This is a genomic window from Bradyrhizobium sp. USDA 4353 (assembly GCF_054063215.1).
The window spans coordinates 6,023,721-6,043,708 of sequence record NZ_JBSSGB010000001.1 but is presented as its reverse complement, the minus strand read 5'-3'; the positions used below and the strand labels follow the sequence as shown (position 1 = coordinate 6,043,708).

Genomic DNA, 19,988 nt, shown 5'->3' with positions numbered 1-19,988 from the left:
ACCCGGGACCCATAACCACAGGACGCGGGATGGGGCACGCTGGAACGACGAGCCTGCCAACCTATTGCCGCCGGTGGCTATGGGTCCTGGCGTTCGTCGGGACGACATCGAGAGTGCTCATTAGCAGCGAGTGTTAGGTCCTATGGCGCAGTCACACTCCCATCAAGACCACGACGATCACGATCACTCCCACGCGCATTCTCATTCCCACTCCCACGCCGGCCACAGCCACGCGCCCACGAGCTTCGGCATGGCGTTCGCGATCGGTGTCTCACTCAATACCGTCTTCGTCATCGCCGAGCTGATCTTCGGCTACGCCGCCAACTCGCTCGCGCTGATCTCCGACGCCATCCACAATCTCTCCGACGTGATGTCGCTGCTGCTGGCCTGGGGCGCGCTATGGCTGTCCGGCCGCAAGCCGACCGACCGCCACACCTACGGCTATCGCCGCGCCTCGATCCTGGCCGCGCTGATCAATGCCGGCCTGCTGCTGCTCGTGGTCGGCGGCATCGCGGTCGAAGCCGTCGATCGCCTGCGCAATCCCGGCGAGGTCGCCGGCGTCACCGTGCTGTGGGTCGCATCGCTCGGCATCGTCATCAATGGCGCGACAGCGATGCTGTTCATGCGCGGCCGCGACACCGACCTCAACATCCGCGGCGCCTATCTGCACATGGCGGCCGATGCCGCGGTGTCCTTCGGCGTCGTCGTCGCGGCGCTGATCACGATCTGGACCGGTTGGCTGTGGGTCGATCCCGTCGTCAGCGTCGTCATCGCGATCGTGATCCTGGTCAGCGGCTGGGATCTCGCCCGCGACAGCGTCAATCTCGCGCTCGACGCGGTGCCGCGCGACATCGCGCTGCCGGAGGTGCGCCACTATCTCGCTTCCCTTGACGGTGTCAGCGAGGTGCACGACCTCCACGTCTGGGCGATGAGCACCAACGAGACCGCGCTGACGGCGCATCTGGTGCGCCCCGGCGGCACCGACGACGCGTTCCTGCATCGCGTCTGCGCCGATCTGTCTCGCCGCTTCAACATCCAGCATCCGACCTTGCAGATCGAGGCCGACGGCAAGCCGTGCAAGCTTGCGCCGGCCGACGTGGTGTGAGCCGTCGATGCATCAGCTCCAGCCCGCCAGCCTGAGCAGAACGCCGGCGGCGCAGGCTGCGGCGAGCACCGTCAGCATGCCCATCTTAAAGCGGAGGATCGCGACCGCCGCCGCCAGCGACAGCAGCAGCGCGGCGCCATCGACGCTCGATAGCACGGGCGCGTCGAAGTCAAGCCCGAAGCCGCTGACGGGCACCGTCTGGCGGAACAGCGTATGCAGCGCGAACCAGATCGACAGATTGAGGATCACGCCGACCACCGCCGCCGTGATCGCGCCGAGCGCACCGGCGAGCCCCTTGTTGCCGCGCAGCCGCTCGATATATGGCGCGCCCACGAAGATCCACAGGAAGCACGGCGCGAACGTCACCCAGGTCGCGAGCAGGCCGCCGAGCGTGCCCGCGATCAGCGGCGAGAACGATCCGGGATCGCGCGACGCGGCGACGAAGCCGACGAATTGCAGCACCATGATCAGCGGGCCCGGCGTGGTCTCGGCCATGCCGAGCCCGTCCAGCATCTCCGCAGGTTTGAGCCAATGATAATGCTCGACCGCCTGCTGCCCGACATAAGCGAGCATCGCATAGGCGCCGCCGAACGTCACCATCGCCATCTTGCTGAAGAACAGAGCGATCTGGCTGAACGTGCTGCCGGTCCCCGTCAGCGCCACGATCGCCGCAACCGGCACGAGCCACAGCGCGAGCCAGACCAGCGCGCTCAGCAGCGTGCGCCGTGCATTCGGCTTGGCATGCTCAGGCAACACTTCGCCGAGCGCGCTGTCGCCATCGCCGTTGCTGTTGGACCCATGACCTGCGGCGGCGAATTCGGGCCGGCCGGCGCGCGCGCCGAGATAGCCGATGATGCCTGCGGCGATGATGATCAGCGGAAACGGCACCGCGAAGAAGAAGATCGCGATGAACGCCGCGGCAGCCAGCCCGATCATGACATTGTTACGCAGCGCCCGGCTGCCGACCCGCACCACCGCCTGGATCACGCTCGCGAGCACCGCGGCCTTCAGCCCGAAGAACAGCGCCTCGACGAACCAGACATGGCCGAAGGCAACGTAGATCCAGCTCAGCGCCATGATCGCGATGATGCCGGGCAGGATGAACAGGCCACCGGCCATCAGGCCGCCCGCGGTCCGGTGCATCAGCCAGCCGATATAGGTCGCGAGCTGCTGCGCCTCGGGGCCCGGCAGCAGCATGCAGTAGTTCAGCGCATGCAGGAACCGGCTCTCCGAGACCCAGCGCTTCTCGTCGACGATGATCCGGTGCATCACCGCGATCTGCCCCGCGGGGCCGCCGAACGACAGCGACGCCACGCGCAGCCAGACCGTGAACGCCTCGGCGAGGCTGACGCCGTGGCTGGCATCAGCCTCAGAGGAAGCAGTCGATGAGACCAGCTCGGTCATGGCTTCACCTTGTTCGTCGGCCAGTTGTGCGACTCGTTCGTGGCGTCGCGGCACCAGCGATAGAACGCATCATAGAGGCCAAGGCCAGCCTCGAGTTGGGCGAGATCGTCATCATACATGCGGGACAGGCCGAGCGAAGCCGCGAGCAGGCCCGGCGCCTCGTGGCTGAGATCGAGCCGGGCCGTATCGGCCGCGCGCACGATCACGGCAAGCCGTTTCAGGGCAGGGATCGTCAGCCCGAATTCCTCGACCATGACGTCGAAGGTGCAGAGCTCGCCGCGATGGCTCCAGAAGGTGTCCTCGACATCGAACGGCACAGCCTGGAAGCGCTCGGCGACGGCCATGACCTCGGACGGCGCGACATACAGAAACACGGCCTGCGGATCGACGAAGCGGCGGATCAGCCAGGGGCAGGCGATGCGGTCGATCTTCGGCCGGGCGCGGGTCACCCAGACGGTTCGTCCCTGGGCGTCGCGCGGCGGCAGCCTGGCGACCGGAACGAGCGGCAAGCCTGCCGCTTTCCAGTCCTCGAAGCCGCCCTCGAGATTCTCGGCCGAGGCCTTGGCCACCCGAAGCCAGGCCGCCGCGCCGTGCGACAGCTTGGCGCCCCTTTGGCAGATGACGATGGCGGAGCGGCCGGCGAATTCCGCGCTCCACTGCGCGGCCTCAAGGGCAGGGCGGCGCATCGCGCCGGGGATGAGCCGTGGATCGGCGGCAAAATCCTCGTCGGTGCGAACGTCGATCAGGATCGGCGCGTTCGGGGTTCCGATCAATCGGCTCAGCTTGTCAGGAGAAATCGATGCGAAAGATGACATGATGCGTCCTCGTGCGAGAATGACGGGACGCGATACTTGGGCATGTCGCCTCGTGGGGAGATCGCGATGTCCCCATGGGAAACATTACAGCGGAACCGGTTTGCGCTGTCAATCGCGGTGCACGGTCGTTATGGCGCAGTGTGGTAACATGAATGCCTCGCCCTCCGGGGCGTGCCGAGACCGATAAGGAGAACGGCCGATGCCATCACAAGCCGATCATTGGGCGCATGATCACGTCTTCCTCGGCGCGCAGCACGAGCGCAACGAGCGTCGCACCTGGGTCGTGGTCGGCCTGACGCTGGTGATGATGGCCGGCGAGATTGCCGCCGGCTCGCTGTTCGGATCGATGGCGCTGCTCGCCGACGGCTGGCACATGGGTACGCACGCGGCCGCGCTCGGCATTGCCGGGCTCGCTTATCTGTTTGCCCGCCGGCATGCCCGCAATCCGTCTTTCACCTTCGGCACCGGCAAGTTCGGCGAGCTGGCGGCGTTCTCCAGCGCTCTGATCCTGCTGATCATCGCCGTCCAGGTGGCCTATGAGAGCGCGGTCCGGCTGCTGAGCCCGCAGCCGATCGCCTATGGCGAGGCGATCGCGGTGGCCGTTCTCGGTCTGCTCGTCAATCTCGTCAGCGCCTGGCTGCTGTCCGGGGAGCATCATCATCATGGTCATTCTCACCACGCTGAGCATCATCATGATCATGGCGACCACGACCACCACGATGACCACGATCACCATCATCATGATCACCATGGCCATCACGACAACAATCTGCGCGCCGCCTATCTGCACGTGCTGGCGGATGCGGCGACCTCGCTGCTGGCGATCGGTGCGCTGCTGATCGGCATGTATCTGGGTTGGAGCTGGGCGGACGCCGCGGTCGGACTGATCGGCAGCGCCGTCATCGCGAGCTGGGCTTACGGCCTGATCCGCGATGCCGGCGCGGTGCTGCTCGATGTCAATGGCGACCGGCGGCTGGAGGCGACGATCCGGGCGCGGCTGGAGGCCGGCGGCGATCGGGTGACGGACTTGCATCTGTGGCAGGTCGGTCCAGGACATCGGGCGGTCGTCGTTTCGATCGTCTCTCATTCCCCTCTGGCGCCAGCGATGTACAAGCAGCGTCTGAGGGACCTGCACGGCCTGAGCCATGTCACGGTCGAAGTCGAGCACGGCCTGCATGCCTGAGATCTGGATATTGATTGAAGTTTGGGATCTGTTTGGATGACTGTCACGATCTTTCACAATCCTGCCTGCGGCACGTCGCGCAACACGCTGGCGATGATCCGCGCCTCGGGTGAGCAGCCGGATGTCATCGAATATTTGAAGACGCCGCCGAGCCGCGAGCAACTGGTGGCGCTGATCAATGCGATGGGCGTTCGGGTGCGCGACGTGCTGCGTGAGAAGGGGACGCCCTATGCCGAGCTTGGGCTCGGCGATCCCAAATGGACCGACGACCAGTTGATCGAGGCGATGCTCGCTCATCCGATCCTGATCAACCGGCCGATCGTGGTGACGGGCAAGGGCGCGCGGCTCTGCCGCCCGTCGGAGCTCGTGCTCGACCTGCTGGATCATCCCGTCGCCTCCTTCACCAAGGAGGATGGCGAGGTGGTGAGCCGGCCTGCCTGATGCTTTGTCGCGCGTGTTGCGAGAAGTTGGTGAGTTGAACCATGGATACGGCGGCCCGTCTCGAAGTGATCAATTGGCTCACGGCCCAGGGCCTCACCGGTGTGCCGGAAAACGAGATCCTGCGCGGCTTCTGTGAGCGTTGTCGCGCGGCCGGGCTCGAGCTGTCGCGCAGCCTCGCGATCATCGATACGCTGCATCCGATCTTCGAAGGACGTGGCTTCCGCTGGAACGATCTCGACACTAATGAAGCCGATAGCTTCGAATACGGCTCGAGCAGCGAGGGAGAGGCGGCGCAGAATTGGCGCCGCTCCGTGTTCCATCACATGCTGGAGAACGGCCATGATGAGTTCCGCATCGACCTGCTGAACTCTGCGCATCTGGATTTTCCGGTCATCGAGGAGCTCTCGGCCCACGGCCATAAGCACTACCTCGCCTTCGTGCATCGGTTCGGCGAAGCCGGGACGCTCGGACAGATGGATTGCTTCTATTCGAACTGGCTAACGCGTCGTGCCGAGGGCTTCACCGACGCGGAGATCGCGGCCTTGCGCGAGCTGATTCCGTTGCTGGCGCTCACGGTCAAATCGGCCCAGCAGGTCGATATCGTGCGCACGCTCGGCCGGGTCTATCTCGGCCGCGACGCCTCCGAGCAGGTGCTGCGCGGGCGGATCTCGCGCGGCGTCACCGAGCGCATCAACGCGGTGCTTTGGTTCTCCGACCTGCGCAGCTCCACCGCGATATCCGAGAGCATCTCGCCGGACGAGATCATCCCGCTGCTCAACGACTATGCCGAGGCCTCCATCGACGCGATCTACGAGTCCGGCGGCGACGTGCTGAAGCTGATCGGCGACGGCGTGCTGGCGATCTTCACCGGCGACATGGCCAGGGCACGGCAGGCGGCGCTGCGCGCCGAGCATCGCTTCCGCTTGAACATCCTGAAGCTGAATGCGCGGCGGAGCGGGGAGGGGCGGCCCGTGACCACGGCCTATGTCGGCCTGCACATCGGCGAGGTGTTCTACGGCAATATCGGCAGCGAGGACCGGCTCGATTTCACCGTGGTAGGGCCTGCGGTGAACGAGGTCAGCCGCATCGCGTCGATGTGCCGTTCGGTCGATCGCGAGCTCCTGGCCTCCTCGGAATTCTGCGCAGGGCTCGATGACGAAGGGCGCCGCTATCTGGTGTCGACCGGCCGCTACGCCCTGCGAGGCATCGGCCGTGCGCAGGATCTCTACACGCTCGACCCGGAGATCGCCGCGAGCCAGCCCGCGACGCGCGCCTATGAGAGCTATCTCGCGGAGGAGATGCCGCACTCTTGACGCATGTGCTAGGCCGGCTGCGGCACCGGCTGTTGCGCGATCGTCACCGCGGGCGAGACGAGGATGACGAGCGCCTGCAGGCCGAAAATCGCGGCGGCAGCGTAAATGCAGGCGCCGGCACCAAAATGGCCGCCGATGATAGCTCCGAGCAGCGAGCCCAGCGGGCGGGCGCCGTAGCTTAGGATGTTGATCGCCGAGACCCGCCCGAGCAGCCCGGCCGGCGTCACGGCTTGCCGCAAGGTGGTGGTCGAGATCACCCAGAGGATGGGGCCCGCGCCGAGCAGGAAGAAGCTGGCAGCGGCGAGCAGCGGGGAGGGAACGAAGGTCGTGAGCGCCATCACCAGCGCGGCGGCGAAGCCGGTGACGGGGCCTAACCCGATGACCGTGCCGAACGGCAGGCGTCGCATGAGGCGCGTCGCCAGCAGCGCGCCGCAGACCATGCCGACGCCGAACATCGACAACACCGTGCCGACGCCGCCCGCCGAAAGGCCGAGCCGATGCACCGCATAGGGCACGAAGATCGCGAGCAGCAGGAAATGCGCGGTGTTGAAGATGAATTGCGTGACGAACACCGGCCGCAGCAGCGGATGATGCAGGACGAAGGCGGCCCCCTCGCGGATATCGGCGAAGGGATGCCGGCGCGGCGCCGGCGCGCGGGCAGGCGCGGCAATCCCGGCGAGGCACAGCGCCGCGCTGAGCGACAGCGCCGCCGCGACACCGAAGGCTGGCGCGCCGCCGATCCAGCCGACCAGCATGCCGCCGACCGCTGGGCCGGCCGCGAAGGCGATGGTGCGGGCCAGCTCGATCCGGGCGTTGGCCGTGGCCAACTGCGCCGGAGAAACGAGGCTCGGCACCAGCGCCGGCGCGGCGACGCTGAACACGACGGTGCCGCACACCGCGGCGAAGCCCAGCGTGGCGAGCAGCGGCAAGGTCAGATAACCAGCCGCGAAAGCTATAAGGATCGCAAGCAGCGCCAGCGCGCGCAGCGCTTCGGCCGCCGCCATCAATTGCCGCCGCGGCATGCGATCCGCGAGCAGGCCGGCCGGAATGGCGAACAGCACGAACGGCGCGGTCAGCGCCGTCTGCAACAAGCCGGTCTCGCCCTCGCCGACGCCGAGCGCCAGCACGGCGACGATCGGCGCGGCGGCGAGCGCGATCTGCTCGGCCGATTGCGCCGTAAGGTTGGACCAGGCGAGACGGTGGAAGCTGGCGGGCAGGGCAGAGAATGACAGCATGTCGGGCAACCCATGTGATGATGCTGCCATCATCAGCGCCGGGTCGCGTCGCGCCCACCCGCTTTCCGATCGCCCCAACCCCGCGCCGCTCAGCCCGCGCCCGACGCTTCGGCGAGTCCCCACTGCTCGGGCAAGGTGCGGAACGCCAGATGCGTGCCGGCATTCAGCGGCGCGGTCTTGAAGCCGAACCTGTGCCAAGCCAGCGCCAGCGCATGCTTGGTGTAGATCGAGATGTGGCCGTTGCGCGGGCCGATGTACCACCACGACATGCCCTGGCTGTCGAAGTCGTCCGGCTGGGTCAATGTCGAATAGAACACCGCGCCCGGCTCGGCGACGCAGGCCGCCATCGCGCCGATGGTGGCCAGCGGATCGGGCACGTGCTCGAGCGTCTCGAAGCACGTCACCAGGTCGTACTTGCCCTCGGGAGGCGTCGCGTGCTCCGGCACCATCGGGTCATAGGTGCGAGCTTCGGCAAAGCCCTGTGCGCGCAGGCTGGTGCAGAACACGTCATTGCCGCCGCCGAAATCGAGCACGCGCATGCTGGCCTTATGCGGCGCCCAGAAGCGAGCCACGGCGGCCGCATTGTCGGTCGGGCGCTTGACCCGATAGTCGGGATCCACCGCCTCATAGCCGTCGTTATAGATGTGGGTCCTGAACTGATCGATGCTCCAGTCGTCGAATGCGTCGGTGAACAGGAAGCCGCAATCCGCGCAGCGCCGGTAGTAGATCGGCACTCCGGCCAGCGGTGGGCACAAGGCATGTGTCGTCTGGCAGGGGCGGTTCATGTCGGCAACGCCGAAAAGGTCGGCCGGGCCGTCACAGATCTTGCAAGGCACGGGCAGGTTCGAAATGGGCCGGAGACCGAGTTGGGCAGACAGCATGTTGAATCCCGTCAGTGTGGCAATGAAGGCCCGTTGCTGCCGCTGCGCCAGATCGGCCGCGAATCGGCATGAGCATCCTGTTCCCATGATGGAGTGGTATAGGAATAAATTTCCAGCGTCCGCGGCGGGCGATCCGCTGGCCGCTCTTGCAAGTAAGTTGCATTAAAGGTCGGTTTCGTTCAGGATGTTACAATGGACGCAAAATCGACTGACCTTTCGCAGCTGCACGCCATGGTTCCACCGAGCGACCGCCGGATGAGCGGGTGGCGCAATGAGCGTGGCGAGCCGTCGCTGGGCGACATGTTCGGCTCGGTGCGAACCTCCGGCAAAGGCTCGTTGTGGCGAAAGCTGATCGCCTTCCTCGGCCCCGGTTATCTGGTCGCCGTGGGCTACATGGATCCCGGCAATTGGGCGACCTCGCTCGCTGGCGGGGCCAAGTTCGGCTATGTCCTGCTCTCGGTCGCGCTGCTCTCCAACCTGATGGCGATCGTGCTGCAATCGCTGTGCACGCGGCTCGGTGTCGCCACCGGGCGCGATTTGGCGCAGGCCTGCCGCGACTCGACCCCGCGCTGGGTCTCGGTGCCGTTGTGGCTGTCAGCGGAAATCGCGATCACCGCGACCGACCTCGCCGAGGTCATCGGCACCGCGATCGGCCTCAGCCTGCTGTTCGGCCTGCCGCTGTCGATCGGCGTCTGCGTCACCGCGCTTGACGTCTTCCTGATCCTCGCGCTGCAGGCGTTCGGCTTCCGCTGGATCGAAGCCTTCGTGGTCGCGCTGCTCGGCGTGATCGCGCTGTGCTTTGCGATCCAGATCGCGATGGCGCAGCCTGACTGGATGGGTGTGGCAAAGGGCTTCGTGCCGAGCGGCCAGCTCATCGCCAATCCCGAGATGCTCTATCTGGCGCTCGGCATTCTCGGTGCGACCGTGATGCCGCACAATCTCTACCTGCACTCCGGGCTGGTGCAGACCCGCGGCTATGGCGATAGTCCGGAGGAAAAGCGCGAGGCGATCACGCTGTCGACGATCGACTCCACGATCGCGCTGTGCCTGGCGCTGACCATCAACGCCTCGATTCTGATCCTGGCGGCGGCCACGTTCCACAAGACCGGCCAGCATGACGTCGCCGAGCTCGACCAGGCGCATTCCTTCCTTGCGCCGCTGTTGGGATCGACCTTGGCACCCACGCTGTTTGCGATCGCGCTGCTGTGCTGCGGCCTGAACTCGACGATCACCGCGACCTTGTCCGGCCAGATCGTGATGGAAGGCTTTCTGCAATGGCGGATCGCGCCGTGGCTGCGCCGCCTGATCACCCGGATGATCGCGATCGTGCCGGCCGTCGTCGTGACGATCTGGGCGGGCGAGAAGGCGACCGGGCAGCTCCTGATCCTCAGCCAGGTCGTGCTCAGCCTGCAGCTTCCGTTCGCCGTGGTGCCGCTGGTCCTGATCACCGCAAGCCGCGCCAAGATGGGGGCGTTCGTGGCGCCGCGCTGGTTGACGGCGCTGGCAGGCCTGATCGCTGTCGCGATCATCGCGCTCAATGCCAAGCTGGTGTGGGATCTGGCGACTGGGTAGAGGCGAATGGCGAATAGGGATTAGTGAATGGGCAAAGTCGGACGCGCTCTATTCGCTACTCCCTATTCGCTATTCGCCCTCTTTCACTCCTGCGGCTCGGGGGCCGTCTCGCCCTCGGCGTCGACGCGCAACCAGCCGGCGGCCGCCAGCCGCTGTTGCGGCAGATAGCGGCTCTTGTAGTCCATCTTCTTCGAGCCCTCGATCCAGTAACCCAGATAGACGTAAGGCAGTCCCTGACGCCGGGCGCGGGCGATGTGGTCGAGGATCATGAAGGTGCCGAGCGAGCGCGTCGTCTCCGACGGGTCGAAGAACGAATAGACCATCGACAGCCCGTCGCTGAGCACGTCGGTCAGCGCCACCGCGATCAGCTCGCCGCCGCGGGCGTGCGGGCCATTGCTCAGGTTGCGCTTGCGGTACTCGATGATTCGCGTCTCGACGTGGCTGTCCTCCACCATCATCGCATAGTCGAGCACCGTCATGTCGGCCATGCCGCCGTGGCGGTGGCGTTGATCGAGATAGCTGCGGAAGATCGAATATTGCTCCGACGTCGGCACCGCGCTGCGCTGCTCTCCGACCAGATCGGAGTTGCGTGCCAGCACCTTGCGGAAGTTGCGCGAGGGGCGGAATTCCTTGGCGATCACACGCACCGAGACACAGGCGCGGCACTGATCGCAGGCCGGACGGTAGGCGATCGACTGGCTGCGGCGGAAGCCGCCATGGGTCAGGAGGTCGTTGAGATCGGTCGCCTTGTCGCCCACCAAATGCGTGAACACCTTTCGCTCCTGCCGCCCGGGTAGATACGGGCAGGGCGAGGGCGCGGTCAGGTAGAATTGCGGGGTGTCACGCGAATGCTGGGTCAAGGAACGTCGTGAGCCTCCGGTGCGGGCTTAGGCATGGCGAACTTGGAAAAGACAATCGTGAACAGAATTGCGCTCCGAAGGCGGCCGCGGTCAATCGCTTTTGATGCGCCACCTGAGGTCTCACCACGTGCGGGCGGGTTCGCCGAGCTGCGCCCGCACCGACGTGTTGATCACGACGGTGCCGAGCACATAATCGTGCAGCAGCCGGCGTCGTCCGTTGAACAATCCGATCAGCAGGACGAACGGCGAGAGCACCGAGACCGAGATCCAGAAGCACACGGCATGCACGGCACCGAGCACAAAGTAGCCCGGCGCGCCGTACCAGGTGCGCAACTCCAGATCCATCATGCGCATGCCGATCGTGGCCGAGCTCGGTCCGCCGATGGTAGCGCCGTAATAGACGATGGCCCAGATCACCGAGGCCGGCGACACCAGCCAGAACAGCGCCCAGCCGAGGCCGAGAGTGACCACGCCGAACAGCGCGATAAAGATCACCGCCAGGATCACCGGGACCGAGAGCACCAGCAGATCGATCAGGAACGCAATCATCCGCCGCGTCAGCACGCCGCGAAACAGCTCCGGCTGCTGAGTGGGATCATAGGCATGCGGCCGTATGCCGGGTCCGCCGCTGGACCAGCCGCCGCCATTGCCGGGGCCCGTATACGCCATCGAAGTACCCTCCCGAATTGGCCACCAGGACATGGGAACAACGCGTGCGCTTGCAAGGGGCGATCCTTGCAACGCCCATGGCAAATTTTCGGCGATCTCGCGATTCTTTGAGGTCGAGGGGCAACGCCGCGGCGGGCGCGATAGCCCTCGCGACGTGCCGGACGGCTCACCTCAGACGGCTCACCCCTGGCGGCGCAGCCGCTCGGCGGCCTGCGGCGCGAAATAGGTGAGGACGCCGTCGGCGCCGGCGCGCTTGAAGGCGAGCAGGCTCTCCATCATCGCCCGGTCGCCGTCGATCCAGCCATTGTTGGCGGCCGCGGCGATCATCGCGTACTCGCCGGACACCTGATAGGCGAAGGTCGGCATGCTGAACGTGTCCTTCACGCGCCTGACGACGTCGAGATAGGGCATGCCGGGCTTGACCATCACCATGTCCGCGCCCTCGGCGATGTCGAGCTCGACCTCGCGCAGCGCCTCGTCGGTGTTGGCGCTGTCCATCTGATAGGTGCGCTTGTCGCCGCTCAGCGTCTTGGCCGAGCCGATCGCGTCGCGGAACGGTCCATAGAAGGCGGAGGCATATTTGGCCGCATAGGCCATGATCTGCACGTCGAGGAAGCCCGACTGATCGAGCGCCTGGCGGATCGCGCCGACGCGGCCGTCCATCATGTCCGACGGCGCGATGATGTCGCAGCCGGCTTCGGCCTGCACGAGTGCCTGGCGGACCAGCACGGCGACGGTCTCGTCGTTGAGGATGCGGCCGTCCTGGATCAGCCCGTCATGGCCATGGCTTGTGAACGGATCCAGCGCGACGTCGCAGAGCACGCCGATCTCCGGAAATTCCTTCTTGATCGCGCGCACCGCCTGGCAGACCAGGTTGTCCGGGTTGCAGGCCTCGGAGCCGTGCTCGTCGCGCAGCGACGGCTCGGTGTAGGGGAACAGGGCGATGCAGGGAATGTCGAGCTTGGCCGCGCGCTCGGCGTCGCGGACGATCTCGTCGACGCTCAGCCGCTCGACGCCCGGCATCGAGGCGACGCTCGTGCGGGTCCGGTTGCCCTGGACCACGAACAGCGGCCAGATCAGATCGTCGGTCGTCAGCACGTTCTCACGGACCAGGCGGCGCGCCCATTCCGCCTTGCGGTTGCGGCGCGGGCGGATGGTCAAATCGAGCACCGGCGGGGTTCCCGTGGCAGGGTTACGTGCGACGTCGCGCACATCGATCGGGCGCCCGAATTTGATCGCCATGGGGTGCTGGCTCCTTGAGCTGGCCGGCGAGCCGGATTTTGAATTGTTGGTATTCCAACAATCTGTAGCACCTTGCCTGCTGCCCGTCACTTGACCTGACGCAAGCGGTCCGGGTTGATTTCCGCTCCGGTTGGTCTCACGGTGCGGCGCGGCCCAAACCTATGGCCCAGAATCGCCATCCTCCTGGTCTTGAGAGCCTCCATGTCCCCGATGACGACGTGCCCGATCTGCGCGAGCTGCCATGCCTGAGATTCCCTCGGCGCGGGATCTGACGCGTGACAACACCGTGATGTCGATTGCCGCCATGTCCTCGGAACGGCGGGAGGGCGACGATAATGTCTGGACGCGACGGCTGGTGCTGTTCCTGCGCGTCATGGCGATGCTCTCGATCGCCAAGGGGCTTTATCATTGGGCCCAGGTCACCGGCTTCATCGGCGGCGAGGATGACGCGTTCGAGAACCAGGCGATGGCCTGGCAGGCTGCGACGGTCTATTTCGCCGTGATCGAGCTCGTCGCGGCCGTTGGCCTGTGGCTGGCGACGCCGTGGGGCGCGGTGGTGTGGCTCACCACGGTCGTGTCGATGGCCGTGATCGAGCTGATGTTCCCGGGCATCTATGGCGGCAACCTGCTGGTCGTGGCCGGCGAGGCGGTCATGCTGGCCGCCTACCTCGTGCTGGCCTGGATGGCGGCCCGAGAGCGGCCACCGTAGGTTGGTGCAGGGAACTCGTTGCACGCCGTCAATCTTTTCCGCGCGATGCAAGTAATGTTTCGAACACCTTAAGAGCGTTTGCCACAGCTGTTACAGAGACCTTAGCGACGCTACCCAGGCGTGTTTTGGAATGCGACAGGCGGGCGAAACGAAGCGCGAACAAGGCTCCTCGACCGTCAACGGACCCTTGCGAAACCCTCTGTAATTACTGAATTAAAAGACGATTCACTCTCCGCGATTCATTCTCTCTTTATGCTCTTATTTAAGGCGATCTTCAAAGCACGCCCCTTAAGTTCGCTCTATCAGACGGGACACAAGTTTCGTCGAATAAGTCGACAAAGACGACGACAGGGGAAGTGTCATGATGAAAGCCGTTGCGACGGCCGTGGAGACTGCTGCGCCGGGTCAGGGCGGCACCGTCCAGTCGCTCTATCTGGAAGCCCTGACTCTGGTGGAGCGGCTGCATCGCCGCCTGCTCGACGTCATCAAGGACGAGTTCGATCGTCGCGGTCGTTCCGATATCAACTCGGTTCAGGCGCTGCTGCTCTATAATATCGGCGACAAGGAGCTGACCGCGGGCGAGCTGCGCACGCGCGGCTATTATCTCGGCTCCAACGTCTCCTACAACCTGAAGAAGCTGGTCGAGCTCGGCTTCCTCGATCACCAGCGCTCGCGCGTCGATCGCCGCTCGGTCCGCATCCGCCTGACGCCGCAGGGCCAGGAGATTCGCCGCATCGTCGATGCGCTGTATCAGAAGCACGTCAAGACCGTGGAGCAGGTCGGCGGCATCTCCAGCGAGGAGTTCTCCACGCTGAACAAGTCGCTGCACCGCCTCGAGCGGTTCTGGACCGACCAGATCCTATATCGCCTCTGATATAGCACATCGTTTCGGCTGAGCCGGCTTCCCGCGAGCGGAATCAAGACCGGCCAAGCCGTTGATCGTCTGAGTTCGACCTTGCGTCGGCCCTTGCGGGCCGGCGCTTTTTCTTGTGGTCGCGCTCGCGCTTGTTCGCGCCTGCGAGAAACATGCGTTGCGCCTCGGAACCAATCGCGCCTCCAGGACTTGTCCCCGCCGGAGGTCGGATCATGCTGCACGATCGCGGAATGCAGGTCATGAACGTGGAGGTGGTGGCCGACGCCTACGGGATCGCCGCCAACTATCTGCGTTTGTCGGGGGCCTTGCCGGAGACGATCACGCCGGACGAGCGGCTCGTCGACATCATCGTGCAGCTGATTCACCGCGGCGAATTCAACAAGCTCAAGCTCGCTAACAAGGCGATCTCGATGTTCGAGATGGCTTACGCGACTTGACCATCAAGAGGGGATGATATGGAAGCTGCCATCGATCGCATCATGCATACGTATGACCTGTTGGCGAACCGCACCGCTGCCGCCAGCGAGGAGGCGCGCCGCAAGGTCAGCGCCTACATCCAGACGCTGTTCGAGGCGGGCGAGCGCGACCCGCACCGTCTGACGGTGTGCGGCCTGACTTATCTGCGCCAGCTCGACGGCCGCGTCGATCCGGTGAAGGCGGGCTATACCGGCCTGTGACGTCTTCGCGAGCCTGCTCGCGCCGCGCGCTTGCCTCATGATACCGACAACCTGTATGAGACCGTCCGGTTTCATGCAGGTTGTTCGTTTTTTGGGGGCCGTATGTTCTGGATGGCGCGCACTGTCTTCCTGCCGCTCTTGATGATGGCGACCTGCTCGCAGAACGAGTCCGCGTCCACCGAGGCTGCGACCCCGGTTGCAGCCGCAGCGCCTGTGCTGGTCGAGACCCCGACCAAGATCGGTGAATGTGCCGAGCGGACGATCGCCGAGATCAGCCCGCGCAGTTCAGAGCGTCCCAACGAGGGGCTCCCGCGCAAGCAGCCAAAGCCAGGCAAGGATGGCGGCAGCTACGTCCGTTACACCAACAAGGACACGCAGGTCTCTTACGAGTGGAGCGCGGCCCTGGCGCACTCAAAGGTCGGCGACCGCGTCCGGATGTGCCTCGTTTCCATCCCAAAGGACTGTCCGCCCGGCGATGACCGCGGCCGCGTCTACGAGACCACCAATGTCAGGACCAACGAATCCTGGACGATGCCAGATGACCCCCATATGTGCGGCGGGGCCTAGCGTCTGGCGCGGGTCTTTTGTCCGCCGCCCGTCCACCATATCTGGCATAAAGTCCGGGGGGCACCCGCAACGGCTGGCCTGCCTCTCCGCCTGTCCCTTGGCCTGCCGCTGCCCGTATGGTAAGGGCAGGGGTCTTTTCCGACCGCCTTCACTGAACCGACCGCAAGCCGCTTAAGGCTTTGCGGACGTGGAGATATTCCGCCGATGACCGCTTCCAGCGCCAAGCCCGCCTCGTCAGTCGATTCCTTCTTCTCCGCCACCCTGGCCGAGGCCGATCCCGAGATCGCCGCCGCCATCAAGGGTGAGTTCGGTCGGCAACGGCACGAAATCGAGCTGATCGCCTCGGAAAACATCGTCAGCCGGGCGGTCCTTGAGGCCCAGGGCTCGGTGATGACGAACAAGTACGCCGAGGGCTATCCGGGCGCGCGCTATTATGGCGGCTGCGAATGGGTCGATGTCGCCGAGAATCTCGCGATCGACCGCGCCAAGAAGCTGTTCGGGGCCAACTTCGCCAATGTCCAGCCGAACTCCGGCAGCCAGATGAACCAGGCGGTGTTCCTGGCGCTGCTGCAGCCCGGCGACACTTTCATGGGCCTCGACCTCGCCGCGGGCGGCCATCTGACCCACGGCTCGCCGGTCAACATGTCCGGCAAGTGGTTCAAGGCCGCGCATTACACGGTGCGCCGCGACGATCACCTGATCGACATGGATGCGGTGGCCAAGCAGGCCGAAGAGGTGAAGCCGAAGCTGATCATCGCCGGCGGCAGCGCCTATTCGCGCCCGTGGGACTTCAAGCGCTTCCGCGAGATCGCGGACAGCGTCGGCGCCTATTTGCTGGTCGACATGGCCCACTTCGCCGGCCTCGTCGCCGGTGGCGTGCATGCCTCGCCCGTGCCGTATGCCCACATCACCACCACGACGACGCACAAGTCGCTGCGCGGCCCGCGCGGCGGCCTGATGCTGTGGAACGACGAGCAGTTCACCAAGAAGTTCAACTCGGCGATCTTCCCCGGCCTGCAGGGCGGCCCGCTGATGCACGTCATCGCCGCCAAGGCGGTGGCGTTCGCCGAGGCGCTGCGGCCGGAGTTCAAGACCTACGCGAAGAACATCGTCGAGAACGCGAAGGCGCTGGCGGAATCGCTGCGCGCGCAGGGCTTCGACATCGTCTCCGGCGGCACCGACAACCACCTGATGCTCGTCGACCTCCGGCCCAAGGGGCTGAAGGGCAACGTCTCGGAGAAGGCGCTGGTCCGCGCGGGCATCACCTGCAACAAGAACGGCATCCCGTTCGACCCCGAAAAGCCCTTCGTTACCTCGGGCCTCCGTCTCGGCACCCCGGCCGCGACCACCCGTGGCTTCGGCGTCGCCGAATTCCAGCAGGTCGGCAGCCTGATCGCCGAGGTGCTCAACGCGATCGCGCAAGGCCCCGACGGCAGCGCGCCGCTGGTGGAAGCCGCGGTCAAGGAGAAGGTGAAAGCGCTGACCGACCGGTTCCCGATCTATCAGTAAGGCGTAAGTCGACATGCGCTGCCCGAGCTGCAACAGCCTCGATACGCAGGTGAAGGACTCCCGCCCCACCGAGGATTCCTCGGTGATCCGTCGGCGGCGAGTCTGCGTCACCTGCAACTTCCGCTTCACGACCTTCGAGCGGGTGCAGCTGCGCGAACTCACCGTCATCAAGCGCAACGGCCGCCGCGTGCCGTTCGACCGCGACAAGCTGATGCGCTCGGTGCAGATCTCGCTGCGTAAGCGCTCGGTCGATCCTGAGCGGGTCGAGAAGATGGTGTCGGCGATCGTGCGCGAGCTCGAGAGCGGCGGTGAATCGGAAGTCTCCTCGGAGGCGATCGGCGAGATCGTGATGGAGCATCTGCGCGACCTCGACGACGTCGCCTATGTCCGCTTCGCCTCGGTCTACCGCAACTTTCGCGAGGCGAAGGATTTCGAGGCGGTGCTCGGCGAGCTCTCGGCGGAGGACGAAGCCCCGCGGCTGGCGCCGGTCCGCAAATGATCTTCCGTGTCCTGGTCGATCAGGTCGGCGAGAAGCTGAAGGCGCAGAAGGACGCCGATCGCCGCTATATGCAGCTCGCGCTGACGCTTGGTCGTCGCGGGCAGGGGCTGACCTGGCCAAACCCGGCCGTCGGTGCCGTCGTGGTCAAGGATGGCATCATTGTCGGCCGGGGCTGGACACAGCCCGGCGGCCGGCCGCATGCCGAGCCGGAGGCGCTGCGGCGCGCCGGCGAGGCGGCCAAGGGCGCGACGCTCTATGTGAGCTTGGAGCCGTGCTCGCATTTCGGCAAGTCGCCGCCCTGCGCCGACGCGGTCATCGCGGCCGGCATCAGCCGTGTCGTGTCGGCGATCGAGGATCCCAATCCCGAGGTGTCCGGGCAGGGGCATGCGAAGCTCCGCGCCGCCGGAATCCAGGTGGAGGTCGGCCTGTGCTCGGCGGATGCCAAGCGCGACCATGCCGGATTCTTCAGCCGCATTCGCGATGGCCGGCCGCATGTGATCCTAAAACTCGCGGTCTCCGCTGACGACAAGATCGGAGCCAGCGGCAACAAGCCGGTGGCGATAACCGGCGAAGCCGCGCGGACACGCGTGCATCTCTTACGCGCGCAGAGCGACGCGATCCTGATCGGCGTGCGCACCGCGATCGCCGACGATCCGCTGCTGACCTGCCGCTTGCCCGGCATGGAGCCGCGCTCGCCAGTCCGCGTCGTGCTCGACCCGATGCTGCGGCTTCCCGCGGCCAGCCGCCTGATGCAGTCCGCCCGGACCACGCCCCTGTGGCTTGTCGCGTCCGAGGTGGCGGAGCCGGCGACCGCGACCCGGCTGGGCGCCGCCGGTGCCCAGGTCATCCGCGTGCCGCCTCAAGCCGATCCGTCGGCGCTGGAGCCGCCCGCCGTGCTCAAGGCGCTTGCCGAGAAGGGCATCACGCGCCTGATGATCGAAGGCGGCAGCCGCGTCGCATCGTCTTTCATGCAAAGCGGCCTGGTCGATGAAATCTGGCTCTTGCGCGGCCCCGGCGAGATCGGCGCCGATGGCATTGCTGCGCTGGACGCATTGCCGCTGACCGCAATCACGCAGTCGCCGGCCTATCGCGTTCGTGCTAGCGAGACGCTCGATCCCGACATCCTCACGATTTACGAGCGCGTGTAATGTTCACCGGCATCGTCACCGACATCGGCGAGATCGTCAGCCTGACGCCGCGGACTGAAGGCAAGCTGCACCGGCTGCGCATCGCCTGCGCATACGATCAGGCCACGATCGCCGATGGCGCGTCGATCGCCAACAACGGCGTCTGCCTCACGGTTGTGCAGTCGGGCACGGCCGACGGGAAGACCTGGTTCGAGGTCGACGCCGCCGCGGAGACGCTAGCGATGACGACGGCCAAGCACTGGCGCGTCGGCACCAAGCTGAACCTGGAGCGGGCACTGAAGATCGGCGACGAGCTCGGCGGCCACATCGTCTCCGGCCATGTCGACGGCATCGCCACCATCGTCAGCCGCGAGAACCTGCCGGACATGGCGCGGTTCGTGTTCAAGACCAGCCGCGAGCTGGCGCGCTTCATCGCCACCAAGGGCTCGATCACCCTCGATGGCGTCTCGCTCACGGTCAACACCGTGGACGAGCTGACCTTCTCGGTCCTGATCATTCCGCATACGCTGAGCGTGACCACGCTGTCATCCTGGCAGACGGGGAGCGAGGTCAATATCGAGGTCGACCTGATGGCGCGCTATGCGGCACGCCTCACGGAAATGAAGTAGCCTCGAGGCGAGGCTTTCCGACTTGGCTTTGCCGGCGCTCGCGCCTACAAGGCCAGCCCTCATGGCGGGACGGCGCGGCTGCGCCGGTTCGCAGCGTGAGTTGATTTCATCTTGCCCCTCGCGACGCGGCCAAGTGGCCGCTCCCTTGAGGGGTGAGGCAGCTTGAAGACAATGGAAACAGAACCATGGCAGACGCACGGCGCGCGCCGCTGAAAGACCAGACCGACATCACCGGCGCTCGCGCGCTGATCGTGGAAGCCCGCTTCTACGACGATATCCAGGACGCGATGCTGGAGGGCGCCACCGCCGAGCTGAAGGCGGCCGGCGTGAGCTACGATATTCTCACCGTCACCGGCTCGCTGGAGATCCCGGCGACGATTGCGATCGCGCTGGATGCGGCCGCGAAGACCGGCAAGCCCTATGACCTCGCGATTGCGCTCGGCTGCGTGATCCGCGGCGACACCATCCATTTCGAGATCGTGTCGCAGGAATCCTCCCGCGCGCTGATGGACCTGTCGGTCGCGCGCGGCCTGCCGCTCGGCAACGGCATTCTCACCGTGAACAATGAGGACCAGGCCTGGGCGCGCGCCCGCGTGTCCGAGATGAACAAGGGCGGCGATGCCGCCCGCGCCGCGCTCGCCGTGCTGCGCATCAAACGCCGTCTGTCGCGAGGCTGA

Annotated in this window: 22 protein-coding genes; 15 read left to right on the top strand and 7 right to left on the bottom strand. The window is 65.8% G+C overall.

Annotated elements, in window-relative coordinates; all coding sequences use genetic code 11:
* Positions 1–142: 142 nt before the first annotated feature.
* Positions 143–1,105: a cation diffusion facilitator family transporter gene (locus ACVILH_RS27470; RefSeq protein ID WP_456715673.1), complete on the top strand. Its 963-nt coding sequence runs from the start codon at positions 143–145 to the stop codon at positions 1,103–1,105.
* A gap of 12 nt (positions 1,106–1,117) precedes the next feature.
* Here ACVILH_RS27470 and chrA read toward each other — a convergent pair whose 3' ends face one another.
* The gene (chrA, locus tag ACVILH_RS27465; protein ID WP_456715672.1) at positions 1,118–2,509 is read right to left on the bottom strand and encodes a chromate efflux transporter; all 1,392 of its coding nucleotides are present in this window, start codon (positions 2,507–2,509) and stop codon (positions 1,118–1,120) included.
* Positions 2,506–3,324: a chromate resistance protein ChrB domain-containing protein gene (locus ACVILH_RS27460; RefSeq protein ID WP_456715671.1), complete on the bottom strand. Its 819-nt coding sequence runs from the start codon at positions 3,322–3,324 to the stop codon at positions 2,506–2,508. Before ACVILH_RS27460 ends, chrA begins: the two co-directional genes overlap by 4 nt.
* A 199-nt stretch (positions 3,325–3,523) precedes the next feature.
* On the opposite strand from ACVILH_RS27460, the gene dmeF reads away from it, so the two are divergent.
* The 3 genes from dmeF to ACVILH_RS27445 are packed head-to-tail and all read left to right on the top strand — an operon-like array spanning position 3,524 to position 6,261.
* The gene (gene dmeF, locus ACVILH_RS27455) at positions 3,524–4,507 is read left to right on the top strand and encodes a CDF family Co(II)/Ni(II) efflux transporter DmeF (protein ID WP_456715670.1); all 984 of its coding nucleotides are present in this window, start codon (positions 3,524–3,526) and stop codon (positions 4,505–4,507) included.
* Between the two features lie 36 nt (positions 4,508–4,543).
* Positions 4,544–4,948, top strand: a complete 405-nt coding sequence (gene arsC, locus ACVILH_RS27450; protein WP_456715669.1) for an arsenate reductase (glutaredoxin) — start codon at positions 4,544–4,546, stop codon at positions 4,946–4,948.
* 41 nt (positions 4,949–4,989) lie between these two features.
* A complete protein-coding gene (locus ACVILH_RS27445) occupies positions 4,990–6,261 on the top strand; it encodes an adenylate/guanylate cyclase domain-containing protein (protein WP_456715668.1) in 1,272 nt (423 codons plus the stop codon).
* A gap of 8 nt (positions 6,262–6,269) precedes the next feature.
* Here ACVILH_RS27445 and ACVILH_RS27440 read toward each other — a convergent pair whose 3' ends face one another.
* Together ACVILH_RS27440 and ACVILH_RS27435 are read right to left on the bottom strand one after the other, a co-directional pair.
* Positions 6,270–7,496: an MFS transporter gene (locus tag ACVILH_RS27440; protein ID WP_456715667.1), complete on the bottom strand. Its 1,227-nt coding sequence runs from the start codon at positions 7,494–7,496 to the stop codon at positions 6,270–6,272.
* A gap of 89 nt (positions 7,497–7,585) precedes the next feature.
* Positions 7,586–8,377, bottom strand: a complete 792-nt coding sequence (locus ACVILH_RS27435) for a class I SAM-dependent methyltransferase (protein WP_456715666.1) — start codon at positions 8,375–8,377, stop codon at positions 7,586–7,588.
* A 192-nt stretch (positions 8,378–8,569) separates the two neighbouring features.
* Between ACVILH_RS27435 and ACVILH_RS27430 the strand changes: the two genes are divergently transcribed.
* Entirely contained in the window at positions 8,570–9,949 is a 1,380-nt protein-coding gene (locus ACVILH_RS27430; protein ID WP_456715665.1) for an Nramp family divalent metal transporter, read from the top strand.
* Positions 9,950–10,032: 83 nt separating this feature from the next.
* Here the strand turns inward: ACVILH_RS27430 and ACVILH_RS27425 are convergent, their stop codons facing one another.
* From ACVILH_RS27425 to hemB, 3 genes are all read right to left on the bottom strand, one after another.
* Entirely contained in the window at positions 10,033–10,809 is a 777-nt protein-coding gene (locus tag ACVILH_RS27425; RefSeq protein WP_456715664.1) for an arginyltransferase, read from the bottom strand.
* 120 nt (positions 10,810–10,929) lie between these two features.
* Entirely contained in the window at positions 10,930–11,478 is a 549-nt protein-coding gene (locus ACVILH_RS27420) for an RDD family protein (RefSeq protein ID WP_456715663.1), read from the bottom strand.
* A gap of 180 nt (positions 11,479–11,658) precedes the next feature.
* The gene (gene hemB / locus ACVILH_RS27415; RefSeq protein WP_006612766.1) at positions 11,659–12,720 is read right to left on the bottom strand and encodes a porphobilinogen synthase; all 1,062 of its coding nucleotides are present in this window, start codon (positions 12,718–12,720) and stop codon (positions 11,659–11,661) included.
* Positions 12,721–12,961: 241 nt separating this feature from the next.
* Between hemB and ACVILH_RS27410 the strand changes: the two genes are divergently transcribed.
* The 10 genes from ACVILH_RS27410 (at position 12,962) to ribH (ending at position 19,988) form a co-directional block, all read left to right on the top strand.
* The gene (locus tag ACVILH_RS27410) at positions 12,962–13,429 is read left to right on the top strand and encodes a DUF6163 family protein (protein ID WP_456715662.1); all 468 of its coding nucleotides are present in this window, start codon (positions 12,962–12,964) and stop codon (positions 13,427–13,429) included.
* A gap of 361 nt (positions 13,430–13,790) precedes the next feature.
* Positions 13,791–14,303 carry a transcriptional regulator LdtR gene (gene ldtR, locus ACVILH_RS27405; RefSeq protein WP_006612768.1) on the top strand — a complete coding sequence of 171 codons (513 nt, stop codon included), beginning with the start codon at positions 13,791–13,793 and terminating at the stop codon, positions 14,301–14,303.
* A 212-nt stretch (positions 14,304–14,515) separates the two neighbouring features.
* Positions 14,516–14,740, top strand: coding sequence for a hypothetical protein (locus ACVILH_RS27400; RefSeq protein ID WP_456715661.1), 225 nt, complete (start codon positions 14,516–14,518; stop codon positions 14,738–14,740).
* Positions 14,741–14,758: 18 nt separating this feature from the next.
* Positions 14,759–14,980, top strand: a complete 222-nt coding sequence (locus tag ACVILH_RS27395; protein ID WP_006612770.1) for a hypothetical protein — start codon at positions 14,759–14,761, stop codon at positions 14,978–14,980.
* Between the two features lie 111 nt (positions 14,981–15,091).
* Positions 15,092–15,547, top strand: coding sequence for a hypothetical protein (locus ACVILH_RS27390; RefSeq protein ID WP_456715660.1), 456 nt, complete (start codon positions 15,092–15,094; stop codon positions 15,545–15,547).
* Between the two features lie 204 nt (positions 15,548–15,751).
* Entirely contained in the window at positions 15,752–17,056 is a 1,305-nt protein-coding gene (gene glyA, locus ACVILH_RS27385; protein WP_456715659.1) for a serine hydroxymethyltransferase, read from the top strand.
* Between the two features lie 13 nt (positions 17,057–17,069).
* Positions 17,070–17,555, top strand: a complete 486-nt coding sequence (gene nrdR / locus ACVILH_RS27380) for a transcriptional regulator NrdR (RefSeq protein WP_006612773.1) — start codon at positions 17,070–17,072, stop codon at positions 17,553–17,555.
* Positions 17,552–18,703: a bifunctional diaminohydroxyphosphoribosylaminopyrimidine deaminase/5-amino-6-(5-phosphoribosylamino)uracil reductase RibD gene (gene ribD / locus ACVILH_RS27375; protein WP_456715658.1), complete on the top strand. Its 1,152-nt coding sequence runs from the start codon at positions 17,552–17,554 to the stop codon at positions 18,701–18,703. Before nrdR ends, ribD begins: the two co-directional genes overlap by 4 nt.
* Positions 18,703–19,311: a riboflavin synthase gene (locus tag ACVILH_RS27370; protein ID WP_456715657.1), complete on the top strand. Its 609-nt coding sequence runs from the start codon at positions 18,703–18,705 to the stop codon at positions 19,309–19,311. Before ribD ends, ACVILH_RS27370 begins: the two co-directional genes overlap by 1 nt.
* Before the next feature lie 185 nt (positions 19,312–19,496).
* Positions 19,497–19,988, top strand: coding sequence for a 6,7-dimethyl-8-ribityllumazine synthase (gene ribH / locus ACVILH_RS27365; RefSeq protein ID WP_456715656.1), 492 nt, complete (start codon positions 19,497–19,499; stop codon positions 19,986–19,988).

What these genes read in the sequence shown, in the direction of transcription:
- ACVILH_RS27470 (WP_456715673.1), top strand. Translation starts at nt 143, where the DNA reads ATGGCGCAGTCACACTCCCATCAAGACCACGACGATCACGATCACTCC.
- chrA (WP_456715672.1), bottom strand. Translation starts at nt 2,509, where the DNA reads ATGACCGAGCTGGTCTCATCGACTGCTTCCTCTGAGGCTGATGCCAGC.
- ACVILH_RS27460 (WP_456715671.1), bottom strand. Translation starts at nt 3,324, where the DNA reads ATGTCATCTTTCGCATCGATTTCTCCTGACAAGCTGAGCCGATTGATC.
- dmeF (WP_456715670.1), top strand. Translation starts at nt 3,524, where the DNA reads ATGCCATCACAAGCCGATCATTGGGCGCATGATCACGTCTTCCTCGGC.
- arsC (WP_456715669.1), top strand. Translation starts at nt 4,544, where the DNA reads ATGACTGTCACGATCTTTCACAATCCTGCCTGCGGCACGTCGCGCAAC.
- ACVILH_RS27445 (WP_456715668.1), top strand. Translation starts at nt 4,990, where the DNA reads ATGGATACGGCGGCCCGTCTCGAAGTGATCAATTGGCTCACGGCCCAG.
- ACVILH_RS27440 (WP_456715667.1), bottom strand. Translation starts at nt 7,496, where the DNA reads ATGCTGTCATTCTCTGCCCTGCCCGCCAGCTTCCACCGTCTCGCCTGG.
- ACVILH_RS27435 (WP_456715666.1), bottom strand. Translation starts at nt 8,377, where the DNA reads ATGCTGTCTGCCCAACTCGGTCTCCGGCCCATTTCGAACCTGCCCGTG.
- ACVILH_RS27430 (WP_456715665.1), top strand. Translation starts at nt 8,570, where the DNA reads ATGGACGCAAAATCGACTGACCTTTCGCAGCTGCACGCCATGGTTCCA.
- ACVILH_RS27420 (WP_456715663.1), bottom strand. Translation starts at nt 11,478, where the DNA reads ATGGCGTATACGGGCCCCGGCAATGGCGGCGGCTGGTCCAGCGGCGGA.
- hemB (WP_006612766.1), bottom strand. Translation starts at nt 12,720, where the DNA reads ATGGCGATCAAATTCGGGCGCCCGATCGATGTGCGCGACGTCGCACGT.
- ACVILH_RS27410 (WP_456715662.1), top strand. Translation starts at nt 12,962, where the DNA reads ATGCCTGAGATTCCCTCGGCGCGGGATCTGACGCGTGACAACACCGTG.
- ldtR (WP_006612768.1), top strand. Translation starts at nt 13,791, where the DNA reads ATGATGAAAGCCGTTGCGACGGCCGTGGAGACTGCTGCGCCGGGTCAG.
- ACVILH_RS27400 (WP_456715661.1), top strand. Translation starts at nt 14,516, where the DNA reads ATGCTGCACGATCGCGGAATGCAGGTCATGAACGTGGAGGTGGTGGCC.
- ACVILH_RS27395 (WP_006612770.1), top strand. Translation starts at nt 14,759, where the DNA reads ATGGAAGCTGCCATCGATCGCATCATGCATACGTATGACCTGTTGGCG.
- ACVILH_RS27390 (WP_456715660.1), top strand. Translation starts at nt 15,092, where the DNA reads ATGGCGCGCACTGTCTTCCTGCCGCTCTTGATGATGGCGACCTGCTCG.
- glyA (WP_456715659.1), top strand. Translation starts at nt 15,752, where the DNA reads ATGACCGCTTCCAGCGCCAAGCCCGCCTCGTCAGTCGATTCCTTCTTC.
- nrdR (WP_006612773.1), top strand. Translation starts at nt 17,070, where the DNA reads ATGCGCTGCCCGAGCTGCAACAGCCTCGATACGCAGGTGAAGGACTCC.
- ribD (WP_456715658.1), top strand. Translation starts at nt 17,552, where the DNA reads ATGATCTTCCGTGTCCTGGTCGATCAGGTCGGCGAGAAGCTGAAGGCG.
- ACVILH_RS27370 (WP_456715657.1), top strand. Translation starts at nt 18,703, where the DNA reads ATGTTCACCGGCATCGTCACCGACATCGGCGAGATCGTCAGCCTGACG.
- ribH (WP_456715656.1), top strand. Translation starts at nt 19,497, where the DNA reads ATGGCAGACGCACGGCGCGCGCCGCTGAAAGACCAGACCGACATCACC.